We start from the raw sequence: 20548 nt of genomic DNA, 5'->3' as shown, positions 1-20548 counted from the left end.
TTATATTTTGAAAAAACTGGGGGATTTTATTTAATGGATAGGAGGCTAAGTTGTTGCGATCTAATAAAAAAAAATCTTTTTATAATCAGGAAGTACTAAGCAAAAATTATAAAATGCTAAGTGAAATTGCAAAAAGTGATGTTGAGTCGACGTTAGCTTTTTTTAAAACAACGTCTCATGGACTTTCTCAGGAGGAAGCTACTAAGCGGCTTGAAGTATATGGGGAAAATAAAGTAGTTTATCAAAAAAGAATAAAATGGTACATAACATTATTTAATTCTTTTAGAAGTCCGTTTATTTCTCTTCTAATAATATTAGGGATGTTATCTTTTCTTACTAATGATATAAAGGGTACTATTATTGTAGGGATTATGGTGGCTGTAAGTGCGTTAATTCGGTTCATACAAGAAATTCGTTCTCAGAAGTCTATAGAAAAATTACAAAATCTTGTATATGAAAAGGTAACCGTCCTCAGGGCGGGGAATGTTTTATATAAAGAAAATAAGAGGGCGGTATTAGAAGAAAGTGAAAAGGTACAAGTTGCTCTTGAGAATCTTGTACCAGGGGATATTATAGAATTATCTGCTGGGAATATTGTACCTGCAGATGTACGAATTATCTCATCGGAAAATTTACTTGTAAATCAATCATCACTAACAGGGGAAGCATTACCTATTGAAAAATCAAATCAATATTTCCATATGTACAAAAAACGTAAAATTAGAAAAATCCAAAATTTAATTGAATTAGAAAATCTCTGTTTTATGGGAACCCATATTATAAGTGGTACCGCAAAAGCAATAGTTGTAGGTACTGGAACAGATACTTACTTTGGTTCAATAGCAAAGAATCAGTTCAAACTGAACAAGAAATCTGATTCTAGATTCGATAAAGGGGTAAGCAAAGTTAGCTGGCTATTAATTAAATTTATGATTATCATGACACCTATTGTCATGATGATACATGGGGTTATAAATGGGAATTGGTATGAGGCATTTTTATTTGCTATAGCTGTAGCGATTGGACTTACTCCAGAGATGCTTCCAATGATTGTAACCGCTAATTTAGCTAAAGGTTCTATTAATATGAGTAAAAAGAAGGTACTTGTAAAACAACTATCTTCTATCCATAATCTCGGAGCTATGGATATTCTCTGTACCGATAAAACAGGAACGTTGACAGAAGATAAAATGGACCTGGTACGCCATACAGATACAAATGGGGAGAAGTCGGATGAGGTTTTGAAATTAGCGTATTTAAATGGTTACTTTCATACAGCATATAAAAATGAAATTGATCTATCGGTTATGCGTTATGTAAGAGATAGTAGTAAATATGATATATCTCAATACACAAAAATAGATGAATACCCATTTGATTTTGATCGAAGACGAGTTTCAGTTGTTGTAGAAAAAAATGCTAACGAACGAATAATGATATGTAAAGGTGCTGTTAGAGAAGTTGAATCAATTTGTAGTTATATAAAAGAAAATAATAAGATTATTCCTATTACAGATGAAATCCAACGTAAAAATAAACACTTAATTGAACTCTGGCAGGAAAAAGGGACGCGAGTTATTGCAGTTGCATATAAGCAGTTAAAGAGTGATAAAGTGGGGAGTTACTCAATTGATGATGAATCAGATATGATACTTGTTGGATATGTAGGCTTTTTAAATCCACCCAAACAATCGGCTATCGCTGCACTTCATACTCTACAAAAGAAAGGAGTACAAGTGAAAATTTTAACTGGTGATAATGAGTCCGTGACAAGAAATATATGTAGGAAAATGGGCTTGTATATAGGAGAACCAGTACTGGGTTATGAAATTGATAGTCTTCCTGATAAAGTATTAGTAAAACTTGCAAGTAAAACAAGTGTGTTCGCAAAATTAAATCCTAGTCAAAAATTCCGTATTATTAAGGCACTTCAAATGAATGGTCATACAGTTGGGTTTATGGGGGATGGAATTAACGATGTGTTTGCTTTAAAACAGTCTGACGTTGGTGTATCTATCCATACAGCAGATGATATTGTTAAAGAGTGTTCAGATATTATACTTATAGAAAAGAATTTACATGTTTTAGAAGATGCTATAGTGGAAGGTCGGACAACGTTTGGAAATATACTGAAGTATATTAAGATGACAGCAAGTTCAAATTTTGGAAATGTATTAAGTTTTTTAATTGCTAGTGCATTTCTTCCTTTTCTTCCAATGCTACCAATTCAAATATTATGTCAAAACTTACTATATAATCTATCCCAGCTTTCAATTCCATGGGATAAAGTAGACAATGAATTTTTAGTAAAACCAAGAAATTGGGACACAAAAGATTTATTTCGTTTTATCATTTTTATTGGGCCGGTAAGTAGTGTTTTTGATATAATCATTTTTATTGTAATGTGGAATATATTTGGTGCAAATATTCCTGAAATGCAATCCTTATTTCAAACGGGTTGGTTCGTAGTAGGGTTATTAACACAATTATTAATTGTACATATGATTCGTACTCAACATATTCCTTTCTTACAAAGTACGGCTGCTGGGCCAGTTTTGGTACTTACAGGCTTAGTTATGATTATAGGGATTTCCCTTCCATTTACCAGTTTAAGTGCTCAAATTGGCTTAACTCCACTTCCGTTTTATTATTTTCTGTGGTTATTGGGAATTTTAACAATGTATGCACTAGTTACTCAGATTATAAAGAGAATATACATCAGGAAGTTTAGTCGATGGCTTTAAAACTAAAAAAATTGGTCAAAAAACAAGTTTTACTAAATACTATATCCTTTATGAATAAGGAACTAATGGCTAATACAATGTATATTTGGTTTGGCTGAAAATGAATCAAGTAGAAGTGATTTTTTAACAGTTACAATAAACATAAAAGAACAACCTCACGTCAGCCAATCGTAATAAAGGTGGTTCAAAAAGAAAATAACTTTTTGTAACCTAGCACCTAACAGCAGTAGTTACATATCAGACGGGATGTTACCATCATCTTGTCTTTTATTTATTCACTATTTTATTTATGCATATGATTGTAATGGAAAAGTCTATACAAGTAATTGTTTCACAGGATACTTTCCACCATGCGGTACCCTTAAGCGTGGTAACTGTCCAACGTTAGATAAAAAGATCCTAGTGGGTACTAGGATCTTTTTATCTATTATAAGTTTACTTCATTTTGTGATAACAACCATGTTTTACGACTTGTCTAGTTTCGTCTATAGCATGTGTTTCTGCAATCTCTGCAATATCAACTACAATCGTATTTTGTAAGATATTCACTACATAACCTGTTAATTGTAAGGAGGAGTTATTACGATAGGGAAATTGTACGAAAGAACCAATTGTAACGTTATTTTTTGTTTCCATATGATACACCTCATTGACACTAGTTTTCTTCTTGTGAAGTTTCTTTCATCATATAATACATGAATGAATAAAAAATACAAGAGCAAAAATCAAGTATACATGGGGAGAAGTACTTTTGACTAAGGGTGTTATAAATAGTTTTCACATGATGAAAACTATGAGAACTAGGGCATTTGTAAAGCTTACTTATTTTATCAAATAACGTTAAATAATCGTACAATATAAAGCTGAAATTAATAAAAAGAAATAATATTCACTAATGGAAGGCGTGAAAATGTACTTCTATGATTCTGAATCCGTAAAACAAGATTTTAATAAGTATGGATTGGTACAAGTTTCAGAAATTGACGAACCAAATAAGAACGCGAAAAATAAGCCTTCAATAAATTTTTTAATGATTAAATGTAAGAAAGAACAATAAGGGTAAATTTGTAGATAATAATTACAATTGTTATATATAGATTACACACAAATAAAAAGGACAAGCATATATTATAAATATCCTATTAACTTTAAGTAACATTAACATTCGTTATTAAGGTATCTCAAAATCCCTGAAAAGACTATTTAAAATTGCTTATTGTATCATGTAATTTCTCTAAACCAATCAACATATCTTTTTCATTTAACATTGAATAACTAATTCGCAAGTGATTACATTGAGTTTCATGATTTAATAGACAAGCTGTGCCGGGTAAAAAAGAAACATCTACTTCATTAGCTTTTTGTAGTAATGTAAAGGGATCGATTGAGTCAGGAAGTGTAACCCATAAATTAAATCCGCCATTAGGTATTTCAAACTGTATTTCTTTTAATGGCAATAATATATCAATTGTTATATCACGTCTTATTTGTAAAGCTGTACGTAATTTTTCTAAATGATTTTTCATACGTTCTGCACGTAAAAAGGGAAGGAGTGCTTTTTGTGTTAATAAAGGACTGCCAATATCCATTGAACCCTTTACTGCATAAAGCCATTCAAAAATAGGTCCTTCGGCTACAAGTGCTGCAATGCGAAGTCCTGGTGCTAACGTCTTACTAAATCCTTTTACATATATAACATGACCATTCGTATCAAAGCTTTTCATTGGAGGTGGTACTATAGCATCCTCAAAATATATTTCTCCGAAAGAATCATCTTCAAGTATAAAAAATTGGTATAACTCTGCTAGCTCTACAATCTCCATGCGTCTTTCTTTACTCATCACAGTACCTGTCGGGTTCTGAAAAGTAGGATTCACATACAACAAAACAGGATTCTTTCTTTGACAAATATCATCGATCAAATCAGAGCGAATTCCGTTTTCATCAAGACTGATAGGTATAATTTGAGCTCCTTTATTAACAAACACATCAAGTGCAGCGCCATAACACGGACTTTCTACTAACACTATGTCTCCAGGTTTTAATAATGTTTGGGCGATTAAATTGATTCCTTGCTGGGCTCCGCTTGTAATTAATAATTGAGATGGATCTGTAACTAATTGTTGGTGTTCTTTTAAGTAATTGGCTATTTCACCTCGGAGCTCACTATCGCCTTGAACAGGTCCGTAAGTAGCTAGTATCATCTGGTCTTTATTAAGTAATTTGTGCATTTCATCAGATAGAAATGGATTTGGTAATAAACGTGGATACAAGATCGCTTGTGAAAAATCATAATATTTACGATGTTGATTCATTACATATTGAGAACGCAGAACATTGATGGATTTCGTTTGTTGCCATTGATATGGAATTGGTTTGAAATCTTTCTTTACACGTTTATATATATAAGCACCTTTTCCTTGCTCAATCCGTATATAACCTTTCGTTTCTAACTGTTTATATGCCTTACGAACAGTTAATAAGCTAATTTGCAAATCCACGGCCATAGAGCGTAAAGAAGGGAGGGAATCACCATGTAAAAGCATTCCGTTTTGCACTCTCTCAACAATTTGCATATATATTTGTTGATAATAGGGTATGTTGGATTCTTTACGTAGTACAATCTTCATGGCATCACCTATTTTTCTTTTTAATTTTATTAAAGCGAAAAATATGCTAGTAATCAACTATAACTGTGGGCAACTGTTATAAGCGCTAATACACTGTTATACACCGTATCCTCTATACTCATTTCAAGAGTAAAAAGGAGGAAGCTTAATGGTCATTTTCAATTACATTTTAGTATGTATCATTTTTGGAACAACATTTTTAACGATAAAGCTCGGAATAGAAGCAGGTGCACCACCTTTGTTTTCGGCAGGAATTCGTTTCTTTTTGGCGGGGATTATTCTTATGGTTATATTTAAGTTAAAACGAAAAGAAATTATGCCATATTTATTTTCAAAGCGTATTATGTACGCTGGTTTTTGTTTAACATTTATGACATTTGCAACATTGTACTGGGCTGAACAACATATTTCTTCTGGCTTAGCTGCTGTCCTTTCTGCGACGGGACCAATGATGATTTTGATATGGCAGTCAAGGCGAAATAAAACGAAATTACAAAAAGAACAACTCGTTGCTTTAGTTATAGCACTTGTAGGTGTTTTTTGTATTTCTTTACCTGGACTGCATCAAGAACTAACATTTATATGGAGCATCGCTTGCCTCGTTATATTAGTGGGAGAGTTATTTTACGGAATAGGTTCTATTCATTCAAAAGAAATACTTTCAGATTTATCGGACGTATCACCATTTCTAATTAACGGTATTCAAATGTTTTATGGTGGGATTTTGTTATTAATTGTATCTATTGCATTTGAACAGCCAAATCTAGCAATCTTAATATCTTGGAATGTACAATGGCCGATTTTATATCTCATATTTGTAGGGTCGATTGGTGGACACGGCTTATACTACTGGCTCTTATCAAAAACAAATCCAGTATTTCCATCAACGTGGTTATATGTATCACCATTAATCGCTGTTATTGTGGGATATATCATTTTAGGAGAGCCTTTAAATCCTGCAATGGGTATTGGAGCTTGTTTAATCTTGATTGGTGTATTTTTAGCGAATCGTACTACACTTGGAGTTTATTTTAAGCAAGGGAAGTTATTGAAGAAGGAAATGTAGTTTTGAAAAATAAGTTTTTATAATAAAAAACACACTAGATAACAAGTGTGATATCTAGCGTGTTTTCGTAATTAATTCACTTTTTTTATAAATCCTTTATAATGACGTTTCACAAGTTGGCTTTCTAACGTCTTCATCGTTTCTAATGCTACACCTACGATGATAAGTAAGCTTGTACCACCGATTTGAGCAGATGGCGGTAATGTAGCGATTTTCGTAAATACAAGTGGCAATATTGAAATTGCTCCTAAGAAAATTGCGCCAATAAATGTTAAGCGATATAAAATTTTTGTTACATATTGTTCTGTAGATTTACCTGGACGAATGCCAGGTACGTATCCATTTTGCTTTTTCAAATTCTCAGCCATTTGTTCAGGGTTCACTTGAATGAATGCATAGAAATATGTGAAAGCAACGATAAGACCTACATAAAGTGTCATTCCAATTGGATGTGCGAAATCGAAGTTCGCAATTATCCATTTAGATAAGCTTGAATCAGGGAAGAGCTGCGCTATTGTACGCGGCGTCATTAAAAAGGCAGAAGCAAAGATGACAGGGATAACACCTGCACTATTTACTTTAAGAGGTAAATGAGTATTTTTTGCTCCTTGATATTGATTGTTTCCTGAAACAGCTTTTGCATATTGAATAGGTATTTTTCGAACAGCTTGTTGGATGTAAATAACACCTACAACAATTGCTAAAATAACAAGTCCAATTAAGAGAATTTTTATGATATGCATAAATAACTGATCGCCTGCGTTTTGAAATTGTTGTAAATAAATTTGATTTGCAACGTTTGGAATCGCTGCAACAAGACCTGCGAAGATAATCATTGAGATTCCATTACCGACGCCGTTAGCGGTGATTTGTTCACCTAACCAAAGTAAAAATGCAGTACCAGCAGTTAAAACTGTCGCAATAAATAAGTATGTAGTCCAGCTTGGATCTGTTATTAATTGTCCGCCTGCTATATTATTAAAGCCAATAGACATTCCAATGGCTTGTATGAATGCGAGAATGATTGTAAAGTATCGAGTGAATTGAGCTGATTTCTTGCGGCCCATTTCTCCTTGTTTTGCCCATTCTGTAAATTTAGGTACAACGTCCATTTGTAGTAATTGTACAATAATAGAAGCTGTAATATATGGTGTGATACCTACAGCAAAGATTGAGAAGTGTTGCAGTGCTCCTCCGCCAAATACGTTCAGCATGCCTAAAACGTTGGCTTGATCTTGTACTTTTAATACCTCTGCGTTAGTATGAGGAACTGGAATAAACGTGCCAATTCGAAAAACAATTAACATCGCTAGTGTAAAAAGAATTTTGTTTCTTATCTCAGCCACTCTCATAAAGTTTGAAATCGTACGAAACATCATGTCGCCTCCTGTATTTTTATCAGTTCAATAAAACTGATTATTATATCCCGATGAAATAACCACAAACCTCCTTCCGCATTAAATTCATTTGACAAATGGAATTTCATACATTTTGTAGTTTTCACGGATATAAAAATATAAGGTGTTATATAAGCGACCTATAAATTTTTCGTAATCATTCAATACCCATAATATATCGAATAAATTAACAAATGTACATACATACGCATTAAAAATGAATGAATAGGGTGATTTTTTACATTTATTTAATGTTTGATTGATAGAACATGTTCTTAATTGTTATAATTTTCTTAACGAATAAAAGGAGGTGAGTAGATCGGATGAAGTCTTTAAAAGAGAAACATGTGGAAATACATCTAGATCTTTCTCACATAATTGATGGTGTATACATTAATAAGTATTAAGCAGTATTTTATACATCATACATAAAGTACATTTCCACATTGTTTAAAAACGTGATGAGGTGGATTGTATGATGAAATTAAGTACGATGTTAAAAGTGGTCGTAACTGTTGATGAAGAATGGCGAAGTTCTTTTGCTGAAAATATTTTAACAAACTGGGAATACGATGAAGGTAATCTTTATTACATGCGTGCTAGCTCAAATTTTGTATTTATTTTTCAAAATAATGGTGAGCATTTTTTCCTTAGATTTGTAGAAAAAGAAGAAAAAAGTACAGAAGCTATTCAAGCTGAAATTCATATTTTGCAATATTTATCAAGTTGTTCATTGCAAGTGAATGTACCAGTTTTATCGAAAAATCAGTGCTTTATTTGTACCGATTAAAAAAATACAAAATAACAAATAACTTCATATCCGAAATATAAGTTTAAATAAGTTGTATAATTAAGTAAGTTAGAAATATAGTTTTTATTCATATATTAATACATTACAAAAAACAGCTAATATCTTGATATGATATTAGCTGTTTTTTTGTAATGTAGCAAGGCATTAGCGGAAATAAACTTATTTTGTCTAGAAGATAAGTTTATTTTCAAATTTAAATACTATTCACTCTGTCTAACTTCAATAAGTTGTGACTTTAACCATAAATGAAATTAGTAAAAACAGAAAATTAATAATATATTGACCTCTTAGTAGTAAGTGCTATAGAATGAAAGCGATAACAAACGATTGCTTTAAAATGATTTCCCTGATCTTTTAGTATTTACAAATATAAGAAGGTATAAACAAATCTATTTTTTTAATCTTTAATGCAAACGCTTTCGTATTAAAAGATCATTGAAATACATATGTGAAAATAGCAAATATGGAGGTGAAGTAAAAGAGATTTCTAGATTAATTTAAGCAGTGTTATTTAGTATGAGTATAATAAATCGCTCGTAATATTTAAAGAAAGGGTGTATGTGGTGCGAATTACAAAAAGATTAATTAACAAATCGTTTTTATTACTTACCATTATCGTTATGTTATCATCTGTTTTCTCTTTTCAGAGTGTGAAGGCCGTTTCAAATTCGAAAACTACTGAAATTATCATTCATTACAAAGAGAAGTCTGGAAATACAAAAGACTGGAATCTTTGGATATGGGGAGAAAATGTAAATGGTAAATCTTATGAATTTAATGGTGAAGATGAATTTGGAAAGTACGCTAAGATAAAAATAGATGGTGACTATAATCGTGTAGGATTTATAATTCGTACGAATGAATGGGAAAAAGATGGTGGTGATCGCTGGATTGAAAATATAAAGGACGGTCGTGCTGAAGTATGGGTCCTTTCTGGCGATGAAAAAGTATATGATTCTAAGCCTTCTTCTGAACTCTCTATTCAAAAAGCTACTATTGATAGTTTCAATGAAATCACTGTAACTACTAATGTTCCATTCAATATTAAGGAACAGAAAATTGAAATTGAGGGCATTAAAATTAAGGGAATTAGTCCTCTTGATACAAATGGTGGAGATATTACAAATAAAGTTAAAATAATTACGGAACAGAAAATTGATTTAAAACAAACATACAAAGTTAAAATAGAAAACTTCGCTGATGCGAATACTGAAATAGGCAAAGTCATTCGTAGCGAGGAATTTGATAATTCATTTTATTATGGTGGTAATGATTTAGGGAATATATATACTCCACAACATACAAAGTTCCGTTTATGGGCTCCTACTGCGAGTGAAGCGAAGTTAGTTACATATAAAAAATGGAGCGATAAAATAGGTACTGAAATAAACATGCAACAAGGTGAAAAAGGAACTTGGATAGCAGAACTTAAAGGGAACCAAAAAGGTCTCTTTTATACGTATAAGGTGAAAATTGGTGATAAGTGGACTGAAGCGGTTGATCCGTATGTGCGTGCTGCTTCTGTAAATGGAGATAAAGGTGTAGTCGTTGATTTAAAAGAAACAAATCCGAAAAACTGGAAAGCGAATAAAAAGCCAAAATTTAAAAATCCGGAAGATGCTATTATTTATGAATTGCATGTACGCGATCTTTCCATCCAACCTGAAAGTGGTATTAAGCATAAAGGAAAATATTTAGGTGTAACAGAAAAAGGAACAAAAGGGCCTGAAGGTGTAAAAACAGGGCTTGATCATATTAAAGATCTTGGTGTTACTCACGTTCAGTTTTTACCGATATTTGATTATGCTTCAGTAAATGAAGAAACTTTAAACGAACCACAATATAACTGGGGATATGACCCGAAAAATTTCAACGTCCCAGAGGGCTCCTATTCTACAAATCCTTATGAGCCGACTGTTCGAATAACGGAATTAAAGCAAATGATTCAAACACTGCATGATAATAATCTTCGTGTTGTGATGGACGTAGTATATAACCATATGTATAATGCCGCTGAATCTAATTTTCATAAGTTAGTTCCAGGTTATTATTATCGTTACAATGAAGATGGAACATTTGCAAATGGAACTGGAGTAGGAAATGATACAGCTTCAGAACGAAAAATGATGAGGAAATTTATGGTTGATTCTGTAACATACTGGGCAAAAGAATACAATTTAGATGGGTTCCGTTTTGATTTAATGGGTATTCATGATTATGAAACGATGAATGAGATACGTAAAAGTGTTAATCAAATTGATCCTTCTATTATTCTGCATGGAGAAGGCTGGGATTTAAATACACCTCTTGCAGCTGAATTGAAAGCAAATCAAAAAAATGCAGAGAAAATGAAAGGGATTGCTCATTTTAACGATAATATACGTGATGGATTGAAAGGTAGTGTATTTGAGGATAAAGATAATGGTTTTGTAAATGGAAAGCAAAACATGGAAGACCGTATTAAAAAAGGCATTACAGCAGGTATTGACTATGATACAAACTCGTCTACCTATCAAGATCCAGAGCAGGTGCTAACTTATGTGGAAGCACATGACAATCATACATTATGGGATAAACTTGAGTTGACTAATTCAGGTGACAGTGAAGAAGTGCGAAAACAAATGCATAAATTGTCTTCTTCTATTTTATTAACATCGCAAGGTATTCCATTTTTACATGCAGGACAAGAGTTTATGCGCACAAAGTATGGTGATCATAACAGTTACAAATCTACTGATTCAATTAACCAAATGGATTGGTTGCGCCGTGCAGCGTATAATAATGAAGTAGAGTATATGAAGGGCTTAATAGATTTACGCAAAAAATACCCAGCTTTTCGAATGACATCTGCAGAGCAAATTAAAAAGGATATATCTTTTATTGATGCTCCAAAAAATGTTGTAGCTTATACAATAGATGGAAAGGGTAATGAGAATAAAACTGAATACTTTATGGTGGCTCACAATGCAAATAGAGAAGCGGTTGACATAACGCTCCCATCGAAAGGTCCATGGAAAGTACTAGTAGACGGTAAGCAGGCGGGAAGTAAAACACTTTATGTTGTCCATGACAATAAAATTAAAGTTCCTGCATTAAGTTCATTTGTTTTAAAATCAGAAAAGCCGATTAAATAAAAGCAAATAATGTGAAAGTGTATACTGAATTGAGCAAATTAAATAAGGATTATAAATGCAAAAAGCGAAGTGACGGTTGTTTTCACTTCGCTTTTAAAGTCAAATTAGTATAATTTCACATACTGTAATTATATTACAATTTAATAAGAAAAATAAACAAGAGATTGTTGCTATTGTAACAGTAGGGGGGAGATATTTTTGTATTTATTTATAAAATTATCTAAAATACATTTTTCTTTTTCTAGACTCATGAAGAGGTATGAAAATCAGAATTTACAATTCAAAAGCCAGCTTAAAGTAATTGCAATAATCACTTTAGATATTAATCTTAAAAAAATAAACAAAAAGAGAAGAACTCACCAATGTTCTTCTCTTTTTTATATGAAATTAGGGTTTCCATAACTGTAGATATGGATGGTGTAAATTAATGGATGAATAATTTACTCTTAAAATTATAACAGAACAAATAAAGATTATTATATGTAATATTGCATATAAAGGGTAAACAACAATAATTTCTTTTGATAAAAAGGAGCCACTGGTGAAAATGATGAGTAGCGCTTTTTCATATGGCGAGTTTGTTTCTTAGTTATTTCCTAGACTTTAGTTCATTTTCCAATCGTGTAAGGTTAAGGGAGATACCAGTAGAAAGGAAGATTTAAAAATGAGCTTGGTATAAAATGAAACATTGCAAGTATAAGATTCTGTACTTAGTAATCTCCCGTCTTAATGCATGTCATTGGGTAAGTGTGGGGAGTTCAATCGATTCCGAATAAAATCGATAGTATCAATTGCAATTTTTTTACGTTTAAGAACAATCCCGGCATGTCCACATGTATAAATATATCGTGTAGGTCTTTCCCAGGATTCCCACAAGTAGTCCGTATCCTCAGAGTGCACATATAGATCGTGCTTGCCTGAAATTAATAAAATATTTTCTTTTTTTACTTTTGGTAATGCTTGACTCGGTTCAGTGATTTTCCAATAATCTATTAAATCATCATATGTTACACCATGATGTTCCAAGTCTTCTCTAATAAATTTACCTGGATTTGTCTTCCAAATTGAATACGATAGCCGATTCGCGTAGAAAATGGATGCTAATACATCAATCTCTGGCTCAACAAGAGATGTTAGGTTAGTAATAACCCCACCTAAACTGATTCCTATTAGAATCAGGGGACCATTTTTATTTGCTTTAACCCATTTGATCAAAGTTCGTAAATCAGCTACCGCTTGTCTAGTTGCTTCTACAGTTCGTTCAATATTGGCACTTACCATGTACTCTCCACTGAAAAGGGATTGTTTGGGTTTTCTTTCAAAGTGATATGGTAGAGTGAAATAATACATATTCCACCTCAAGTTGGTCATATGGTCGTGAAATATTTTTTTTACACGTTCGTTAGAATCCATTCTCCAACCATGAACAAAGATGACATGAGGTGCATCTTCATTTTTATGTAAGAATATTTCTCCAGTTACAGAGTCGTTGCGTGAATCACCAGATTGAACCGAGCTTTTATATTTGAATTGTCCAACCATGTATTCCTTTTCCTGTTTTGAATGCTTAATGTTAAAATGAATATCAGATGGTTTTACTTTATAAAAAAAATCTATGTCCTTTATATCTAGTGAAGTGTTAGAAAGAGAAGCATACTGAAACTCTACACTTCTTTTTTTGTGCAAATCATACAAGGCGTATCGATCAATGAGTTTTGAAAAAATCAAATTAACCTCCTCCAAAATACATATTGTTTAAAACATGGGCAAAATTTATGTTTTATTTATGCTGTAAATTAATTATAAAATATTAAAAGGATTATACATCATGAATAATCTAAATGTATTTCTAGAAGAATATCAATTTATCAAATGTTCTCTTTTCCTAATATTAGGTGCTTGAATTATAAAAATAGGTGATAAATTTGTATATTATATTATAAAACTAGCAATAAAATAAAACCATAAATAATTTATACTAAAATCTAAAAAGAAAGTTAATATTCTCATTATTATAAGAGAATATTAACTTTCTTTTTTTCGTATTAAAAGGTACACCTTTTGAAGTGACGTGCTTTCTATGAAAGACATTAATAAATACCCATATAACTATCCAAATAGGATGCTTTTTCTTTGTTGTGTAAAAATTACACAACAAACATAAATTTGTATGTTATATACATTAAATAAAGCTTAACTCTTTCTTTTTTCTATAAGTGCCTTAAATGGAGTGACTCTTTACCAATATTCAAAAACGATTGCGTTTTTGAAATTGTGCTCCAGTTTTTCTTGATCAGGTCAATGCATAACTACACATAAACTCCTTATATCTCTAGATAAACTACCGATTAGCTCCATATAGACTCTAGATAACCTATATAGAATACAAGTTATCAAGGAGGTAAGAAAAAATGAATTTTATGAAACGAGCAATTCTCAGTATGAAAAAAAGAGTAGGAACATCATTAATTTTGATGGCAGTCTTCCTAATTGTTACAAATTTAGTGTTGGCAGGATTTGCAATCCAAAATGCATCCAAAAAAGCTGCGGATGCAGCAAGAAAAAAACTAGGTGCAGATGTTACTTTAAGTCTTGATTTTGACAAATTAGGTCAACAAGCTCGGGAAACTGGAGAGATGCCTAATCCGCCGAAGCTCAACACGAAAGAAGCAGATCAATTAGCGAAGTCAAAATATGTAAAAGACTATAATTACATAAGCAATACTTTCGGAATTTCGGATGGACTTAAACTAGTAGGAGCTTCAGAAGGAGAAGAAGAAGGAAAGGGTAAAACGGGAATGGCGGCTGTACGAGGCGGTTCAAGCTCCGGTACAGAAATAGATATGAATGCTTCCTTTATGATTGAGGGAGTTCGCAAGACTGCATTACAAGAAAGCTTTAAGAACGGAAAAAGTAAAATCATTGATGGGAAACCAATTACAGAACAGATGAAAGATCAGAATGTAGCTTTAATGGAAAAACGATTAGCGGAATTAAACAATTTGAAAGTAGGAGACAAAGTTAAAATGCAATCAGGGGATAAGAAGGAAACCCTTGAAGTTGAAATTATCGGCATTTACGAAACGAATGAGCAAGCAATGGGTCAACAGGCCCCTCCTATAATGGATCCAGCTAATAAACTATATATGCCGCATTCAACTATGAAAAAATTAGAAGTAGACCAAGGTATAAGTAGCGTTCAAGTCGTGTATTTCTTGAAAGACCCACAAAACATTGAAGCATTTAAAAAAGAAGCAAAAAAATCTAATATTAATTTTAATTATTATAAATTAGATGCACATGATTCATTGTACAAACAAATGATTGGGCCTATCGAAAATATCTCATCTACTTCTCAAATGATTATTTATATTGTATCAATTGCAGGTGCGATTATATTAGGGTTAATCATTATGTTATCGATTAAAGGGCGTCGTAAAGAAATGGGGATTCTATTGTCCATTGGAGAAAAAAAGTGGAAGCTGATGGCGCAGTTTGTAGTAGAAGTAGTATGTATCGCTATTTTAGCATTTGGATTATCCATAACAACAGGAGCTAAAGTTTCTCAATTCATAGGGGATAATTTACTTTCAAGTGAAGTTGCTACAGCAAGCGAAGAAACAAACACCCCGCAAAATGGGACTGTAATGATGTCTGGACCTGGTGGAACTGTACAAAATCAAAAAGAGGATCCGATTGATAAAATTGATGTAAGTGTAACAGGAGAAGATGTAGGCAAAATGGGAGGGATAGGACTAGCTATTGCTATATTAGCAACGCTTCTTCCAGCATTATCTATTCTACGTTTAAACCCAAAACAAATTCTTTTAAAAGATGAATAAGGAGGCTCGATATGGAAACGATTTTACAATTTAAAAATTTGGACTATTACTATGAAAGTAATGGCAAAAATGTAGCGATATTAGATAATGTTAATTTTTCTTTTCAAAAAGGGCATTTCTACACGATTTTAGGACCATCTGGATCTGGTAAAACCACAACTCTGAGCTTAGGTTGTGGACTGGATGTCCCTAAAAATGGTTACGTACTGTATAACGGAAAAGATATTCGGAAAATTGGTTTGGATCGATACCGTAATCAAAATGTATCTGTAATTTTCCAATCTTATAATTTAATTACCTATATGACTGCTCTTCAAAATGTCCTAACAGCTATGGAAATTACAGGTGTTAAAGTGCAAAATAAAACTGCAAGGGCATTAGAATTATTAGAGAAGGTAGGGCTCACAGAAGTAGAAGCGAAACGTAACGTTTTGCAACTAAGTGGCGGGCAACAACAGCGTGTAGCAATTGCTCGAGCGTTATCTTGTAATGTTGATTTACTGATCGCGGATGAGCCAACAGGAAACCTCGACGAAGAAACGGCAATGGATATAATAGAACTGTTTCAAGAACTTGCACATAAAGAAAATAAATGTATTATTGTTGTGACGCACTCACAGGAAGTTGCTAAAAAATCAGATCGTGCAGTTTATTTAAGTAAGAAGAAGTTAGTAGTAAACGAAATCTAATATAAATACTCTAATTTTTTATTCACATAATTTTCGGAAATTAGTTTCTTCAAATATTAATATTTGATATACAATAAAACCAAGCCATTATCAAAATGGTCTCCCTGTATTGAATGTTAAGATAGTTTGTTGTTCCTTTTTTAACAATATTTGAAAAAGAACTTGTAGAATATTCTACAGGTTCTTTTTGTTATGATCGGTTAATATATCATTGAGGAATTGCATATGAAAAACGAGACATTACCTAGATGTAAGATCTAAATACTGTCCCGTTTAACTGTTTATCTCTATAGTTATTGAAGAATCAAACCTACAATCATAATGAAACTAAATACTATCATCCAACCAAACGCACAATAGCCGAAAATTCTAATCCATTTAGGTAATTGATTCATGTTAACTTTATTTGTGGGAACTCCTTGCATAGAAAGCATCATTTTTTGATCTCTATCCCTATTATTTTGTTGTTCATACATAATATCATCACCCTTCTAGAACGATTGTGTTTATAGTATATCAACCTGGAGATAACTAAGCACAGAATATTCGACAACTATAGTGAATTAACCTGTTTTCCAGTGCTGCATACTAAATTTCAAAAAACTAAAATTGGATTACTCAAAAGCTATATACTAAAGTATTTGCTCATTTAAAACATAGTAAACCTATTAACAAGAGATGCTTATTATTTGGTATTGAATAATTTAAATACATTCAATGATACTTCTTAGCGTTTAGATACGTAAATGTCTTTCAAACTATATGTACCGTAAAGTAGGAGCAGCTTACATTCATGACTATTATTATTTATTCGTTACTTTTAAAGAATCTAACACTATTTTGGTTGCGTCTGCAATAAGTTTATCATCGTATTCCGCATCCTCTTTAGCATGATTAGAAAGTATCGCAAGAACAATTGGCTTTTTATTTGGTGGCCAAATAATTGCGATATCATTCCTTGTTCCATAGGACCCAGAGCCAGTCTTATCGGCTACTTCCCATTCTCCTGGAACTCCAGCACGAATTAAGTTGTCCCCCGTAGTATTCCTTTTCATCAAATCTATTAAAAAGTTCCGTTTCTCAATTGAAAGTATATCGCCTAGCGCGTAAGCTTGAAGACTAGTAGCTAATGCCTTTGGGGTACTAGTATCACGAGTGTCTCCTGGCTGTACTTCGTTTAATTCTGGTTCAAAACGTTCAGGATTTGTAACAGTATCTCCTATTTCTCTCAGTGATTTTTTGAATTCACTTGGCCCACCTAATTGCTTAAGAATAAGGTTTTGTGCAGTATTATCGCTATATCGAATGGAAGCATCCACAAGCTCTTTCAAAGTCATACCTGTATCTATATATTTTTCAGTAATTGGATTGTAATTCACAAGATCTTTGCTAGTATACTTAATTCTTTGTTCTAAATCTTCTATTGATTTCTTTTGTAACAGTGCTCCAACAGCAAGGGCTTTGTGGGTAGATGCGTATGCAAACCGTTCATCTGAACGATAAGTAACAGTTTGATTCGTACTTGTGTCCAATGCATAAATACCAAGTTTAGCATCATATTCTTTTTCAAGTTTAACAAAAGATGGATTACTTATATGTTCTTGTTTGGTTTGTTTGGGGGATTCAGATTGAGTATTACTATTGGAACAGCCTATAATCGTTGCACATGAAAGTAATACTACAGATAGCATCTTTTTATAATGTGAAATATGAAAAAACTTCTTTGAAACTATCATACATTTTCAACCTCTTTCAAGAATATATGGATTTTGTTTAGGTATTTTACATACCGATACAATTAACAAATGTACAGGATAGCACTCCTCTTGTATTTCTTACGTTACAAAATGAGAGAACTACCAAGAACACCTTTTTTATACGTAATAGACAATCTAGGTAACACATTTGTTCCATTTATGATTAAGGTTTTGAATATATCCATTAATTTTATTTATAAGAATCACAAAATCCACCTTTTTTGAACTCCACTTAATTTAATATAGATTTAGATTGAGTTTCCCTCGTAATGGGAATTTCAATTGGATAGCGCATATATAACAACCTCGTTTCGGATAGAATAAGTAATAACAACTACTGATTTCATTTTAAGTGAGGTGTTATATGATACATACGACAAAACAAAAAAGACTTGTGGTGCAAAGTATAACTACATTTAGTCTACTAATAACGACTATCTTCACACCCATGCTTATTTATATTGTTTATGGATTACAGATTTCGAAAGGCTTTGAGGGATACTGGCCATCAATCTTGTTTTATACAACCTATATGACGGGTGTGTTTATCTGGATACCTATTGTGAATAAAGCTGGGATTCAACGCTCCTTATATTGGGCTATTTCTATTCTGATAGTATCATTACTTAGTGTTACTTTCTTTGGATGGAGTTCAAAATGGCTAGAAATCAGTGCGTTAGTTTCTGGTTTTGCAGTTAGTACAATTTCTACGATGACGAGTACTTTATTGTTTCTACATGTTGAAGGTGGGGGAAAGATTTATAATAAAAATCAACAAGCGATTATTATTGGTATCGTTTTTCTTTTACTAATCATCGTATTGTTAGCGATTAGTTTTCTATCGCCGCCGCTGATAACATGCATATATGGGATTTGTTTACTCAGTATCCTTTTTGCTATAAAAATGATGCCGAGAACGGAGTTAGCCAAAGGGTTTTTACCTATCTCCATCGTATCGGTAGTAGGAAAGTTTCTTTTTGTCTCAATGCTTATTCTTATGATACGAACAAGTCGTAACCTAAATAATGAACAATATATTTTCTATTTTTTTCTGCTCTCTATAGCGCTTATTTGTTTCATGTTTTTGAGTTTGTTGAAAGGAAAGTTCTTTCATAAACTTTCATCTTCTTTACCAATTCGATTAAAGGCAGAATCATTTTTACTTGGATTAGGAAATGGATATTTATTTTTGATGGGTATTTTTTATAGTTTTACTTTCTATAACATGTTAACCTGTATTTTCATTGTAGTTGGTCCATACCTATTAGGGGTTTTGATGTCCATATTTTTAGATATCAAAGCTGTTAAGAAAGTTAATCCAATCCATTTGTTTTTAGTAAGTACCTTAATCATGATATTCGGGTTTTATTCTCCAATATTTATAGTCCTTAGCGTTACATTTGGCAGCTATGCCATTAATAGTATTTCTTCTCAAAATAATATGAAAGTATATATGGTGAATGCTACACAAAGAGAGCTTTCTTTACTCATTTACACAACATGGAGAAATATGGGGAATATATTTTTACAATTTTTTATTTTGATTGTGATTGTGGGAGTAGGGGTGTTTTATGATGTCGAATGGTCGCAACTTTTCCAAACAATTGTTGGGAAGAGTCAAATGCAGATTGAAGGGTTATCCGTACAACGATTGATGTTTATGTTAGCAATTTGCTGTTGGCTTGGCATGGTGGGCTTAGGTATGTGGATTGGTAAAAAAGCTAATCCCAATATTGCTTAAAAAGTATCTAGAAAAATACCGGTACTAAAAAATGGAGTACCACAAATATCTGAGTGTAGTTTTTAGTTTGTCCACGATCTAAGTAACGTAAGGTGGATGATAAAAATAAAGGGCGTAAAAAAACGAGATGTAATCGCATCTCGTTTTTTATGTTATGCGAGGTGTCAGATCAATTTAAAAAACTAAAGGGGTACCATTCGTATTATGGTCACGAGTATGTCAGTACCCATATCGCTTGCCGCTTTTTAATAGAGCTTGGTTACGAATGGGAGTTTATCGAAAAAGTGTTAATGATTACAGAGTTTCATATGAAGATGTTACATGGCGGAGAAGAAGCAGCGCGTGAAATCTATCATTACTGCGGTGATGTGTTCCTATTATTATGGGAGGTTTATCATTAGGGATGCATGGACCGAGTGCACTAAATTTAACGTTTCCCATCAACTTTTGGATTTTAACACTATATTTGGCGATTTTCGGTACGTTGTTAGCATTTTATATTCAATTAATAATGATACGGAAAACATCCCCCACACGTGCAGGCTTACTCATGGGAACAGAACCAGTTTTTGCTGTTCTTTTTGCTGTTATAGTAGGGGGAGAATATTTAAGTTGGATACAGTGGATTGGGGGAGCCTTAATTGTTATCGCTACTTATTACGGTCGCCATTTAGAAAATAGAATACGTCATAAAGCGAAAATCCAGCCTATTGATTCCTAATAAGTTTATACTTACT

General features: G+C 32.5%; 15 protein-coding genes and 1 pseudogene. 10 read left to right on the top strand and 6 right to left on the bottom strand.

Annotated elements, in window-relative coordinates; all coding sequences use genetic code 11:
- The first annotated feature begins 50 nt into the window (after positions 1-50).
- Positions 51-2744, top strand: a complete 2694-nt coding sequence (gene mgtA, locus ACTFQM_RS02705; protein ID WP_071719501.1) for a magnesium-translocating P-type ATPase — start codon at positions 51-53, stop codon at positions 2742-2744.
- A 435-nt stretch (positions 2745-3179) separates the two neighbouring features.
- Here mgtA and ACTFQM_RS02700 read toward each other — a convergent pair whose 3' ends face one another.
- Positions 3180-3380 (bottom strand): DUF2187 domain-containing protein, encoded by a 201-nt coding sequence (locus tag ACTFQM_RS02700; RefSeq protein WP_002172089.1) that lies wholly within the window; start codon positions 3378-3380, stop codon positions 3180-3182.
- Between the two features lie 250 nt (positions 3381-3630).
- Between ACTFQM_RS02700 and ACTFQM_RS02695 the strand changes: the two are divergent.
- A pseudogene (locus tag ACTFQM_RS02695) lies at positions 3631-3801 on the top strand (SAM-dependent methyltransferase); the annotation flags it as partial.
- A gap of 142 nt (positions 3802-3943) precedes the next feature.
- On the opposite strand, the gene pdxR reads toward ACTFQM_RS02695, so the two are convergent.
- On the bottom strand, positions 3944-5374 hold the full coding sequence (gene pdxR, locus ACTFQM_RS02690; RefSeq protein WP_071719500.1) for a MocR-like pyridoxine biosynthesis transcription factor PdxR: 1431 nt from the start codon (positions 5372-5374) through the stop codon (positions 3944-3946).
- Positions 5375-5522: 148 nt separating this feature from the next.
- On the opposite strand from pdxR, the gene ACTFQM_RS02685 reads away from it, so the two are divergent.
- The gene (locus tag ACTFQM_RS02685) at positions 5523-6440 is read left to right on the top strand and encodes a DMT family transporter (protein ID WP_071719499.1); all 918 of its coding nucleotides are present in this window, start codon (positions 5523-5525) and stop codon (positions 6438-6440) included.
- A gap of 71 nt (positions 6441-6511) precedes the next feature.
- Here the strand turns inward: ACTFQM_RS02685 and secY are convergent, their stop codons facing one another.
- Positions 6512-7816: a preprotein translocase subunit SecY gene (secY, locus tag ACTFQM_RS02680; RefSeq protein WP_071719498.1), complete on the bottom strand. Its 1305-nt coding sequence runs from the start codon at positions 7814-7816 to the stop codon at positions 6512-6514.
- Positions 7817-8312: 496 nt separating this feature from the next.
- Here secY and ACTFQM_RS02675 point away from each other — a divergent pair, with 496 nt between their 5' ends.
- Positions 8313-8627 (top strand): hypothetical protein, encoded by a 315-nt coding sequence (locus ACTFQM_RS02675; RefSeq protein ID WP_131801209.1) that lies wholly within the window; start codon positions 8313-8315, stop codon positions 8625-8627.
- Positions 8628-9211: 584 nt separating this feature from the next.
- On the top strand, positions 9212-11782 hold the full coding sequence (pulA, locus tag ACTFQM_RS02670; protein ID WP_440033358.1) for a type I pullulanase: 2571 nt from the start codon (positions 9212-9214) through the stop codon (positions 11780-11782).
- Between the two features lie 726 nt (positions 11783-12508).
- Here pulA and ACTFQM_RS02665 read toward each other — a convergent pair.
- Positions 12509-13510, bottom strand: coding sequence for an alpha/beta hydrolase (locus ACTFQM_RS02665; RefSeq protein WP_071719494.1), 1002 nt, complete (start codon positions 13508-13510; stop codon positions 12509-12511).
- 683 nt (positions 13511-14193) lie between these two features.
- Here ACTFQM_RS02665 and ACTFQM_RS02660 point away from each other — a divergent pair.
- Complete coding sequence (locus ACTFQM_RS02660; RefSeq protein WP_427292282.1) at positions 14194-15624, top strand: ABC transporter permease; 1431 nt, start codon at positions 14194-14196, stop codon at positions 15622-15624.
- 11 nt (positions 15625-15635) lie between these two features.
- Positions 15636-16313: an ABC transporter ATP-binding protein gene (locus tag ACTFQM_RS02655; RefSeq protein ID WP_002172100.1), complete on the top strand. Its 678-nt coding sequence runs from the start codon at positions 15636-15638 to the stop codon at positions 16311-16313.
- 293 nt (positions 16314-16606) lie between these two features.
- Here the strand turns inward: ACTFQM_RS02655 and ACTFQM_RS02650 are convergent, their stop codons facing one another.
- The gene (locus tag ACTFQM_RS02650) at positions 16607-16789 is read right to left on the bottom strand and encodes a hypothetical protein (protein ID WP_071719493.1); all 183 of its coding nucleotides are present in this window, start codon (positions 16787-16789) and stop codon (positions 16607-16609) included.
- A gap of 327 nt (positions 16790-17116) precedes the next feature.
- Positions 17117-18049 (bottom strand): class A beta-lactamase, encoded by a 933-nt coding sequence (bla, locus tag ACTFQM_RS02645; RefSeq protein ID WP_083594796.1) that lies wholly within the window; start codon positions 18047-18049, stop codon positions 17117-17119.
- A gap of 469 nt (positions 18050-18518) precedes the next feature.
- Between bla and ACTFQM_RS02640 the strand changes: the two genes are divergently transcribed.
- The 3 genes from ACTFQM_RS02640 to ACTFQM_RS02630 all read left to right on the top strand — a co-directional run bounded on the left by ACTFQM_RS02640 (position 18519) and on the right by ACTFQM_RS02630 (position 20532).
- Positions 18519-19811, top strand: coding sequence for a hypothetical protein (locus ACTFQM_RS02640; protein WP_440034375.1), 1293 nt, complete (start codon positions 18519-18521; stop codon positions 19809-19811).
- Between the two features lie 92 nt (positions 19812-19903).
- Entirely contained in the window at positions 19904-20212 is a 309-nt protein-coding gene (locus ACTFQM_RS02635; protein ID WP_244158132.1) for a hypothetical protein, read from the top strand.
- A 2-nt stretch (positions 20213-20214) separates the two neighbouring features.
- Positions 20215-20532, top strand: a complete 318-nt coding sequence (locus ACTFQM_RS02630; protein WP_071719492.1) for a DMT family transporter — start codon at positions 20215-20217, stop codon at positions 20530-20532.
- Positions 20533-20548: the final 16 nt, after the last annotated feature.

Origin of the sequence: Bacillus cereus group sp. MYBK30-2 (assembly GCF_051915945.1) — a bacterium.
GTDB classification, from domain to species: Bacteria; Bacillota; Bacilli; order Bacillales; family Bacillaceae_G; genus Bacillus_A; species Bacillus_A paramycoides.
This window is presented reverse-complemented; position numbering and strand designations above follow the sequence as displayed.

Coding starts and splice junctions, on each gene's coding strand:
- ACTFQM_RS02700 (WP_002172089.1), bottom strand. CDS start 3,380: ATGGAAACAAAAAATAACGTTACAATTGGTTCTTTCGTACAATTTCCC.
- ACTFQM_RS02685 (WP_071719499.1), top strand. CDS start 5,523: ATGGTCATTTTCAATTACATTTTAGTATGTATCATTTTTGGAACAACA.
- ACTFQM_RS02650 (WP_071719493.1), bottom strand. CDS start 16,789: ATGTATGAACAACAAAATAATAGGGATAGAGATCAAAAAATGATGCTT.
- ACTFQM_RS02630 (WP_071719492.1), top strand. CDS start 20,215: ATGCATGGACCGAGTGCACTAAATTTAACGTTTCCCATCAACTTTTGG.
- ACTFQM_RS02655 (WP_002172100.1), top strand. CDS start 15,636: ATGGAAACGATTTTACAATTTAAAAATTTGGACTATTACTATGAAAGT.
- ACTFQM_RS02640 (WP_440034375.1), top strand. CDS start 18,519: ATGCTTATTTATATTGTTTATGGATTACAGATTTCGAAAGGCTTTGAG.
- secY (WP_071719498.1), bottom strand. CDS start 7,816: ATGTTTCGTACGATTTCAAACTTTATGAGAGTGGCTGAGATAAGAAAC.
- ACTFQM_RS02660 (WP_427292282.1), top strand. CDS start 14,194: ATGAATTTTATGAAACGAGCAATTCTCAGTATGAAAAAAAGAGTAGGA.
- pdxR (WP_071719500.1), bottom strand. CDS start 5,374: ATGAAGATTGTACTACGTAAAGAATCCAACATACCCTATTATCAACAA.
- ACTFQM_RS02675 (WP_131801209.1), top strand. CDS start 8,313: ATGATGAAATTAAGTACGATGTTAAAAGTGGTCGTAACTGTTGATGAA.
- bla (WP_083594796.1), bottom strand. CDS start 18,049: ATGATAGTTTCAAAGAAGTTTTTTCATATTTCACATTATAAAAAGATG.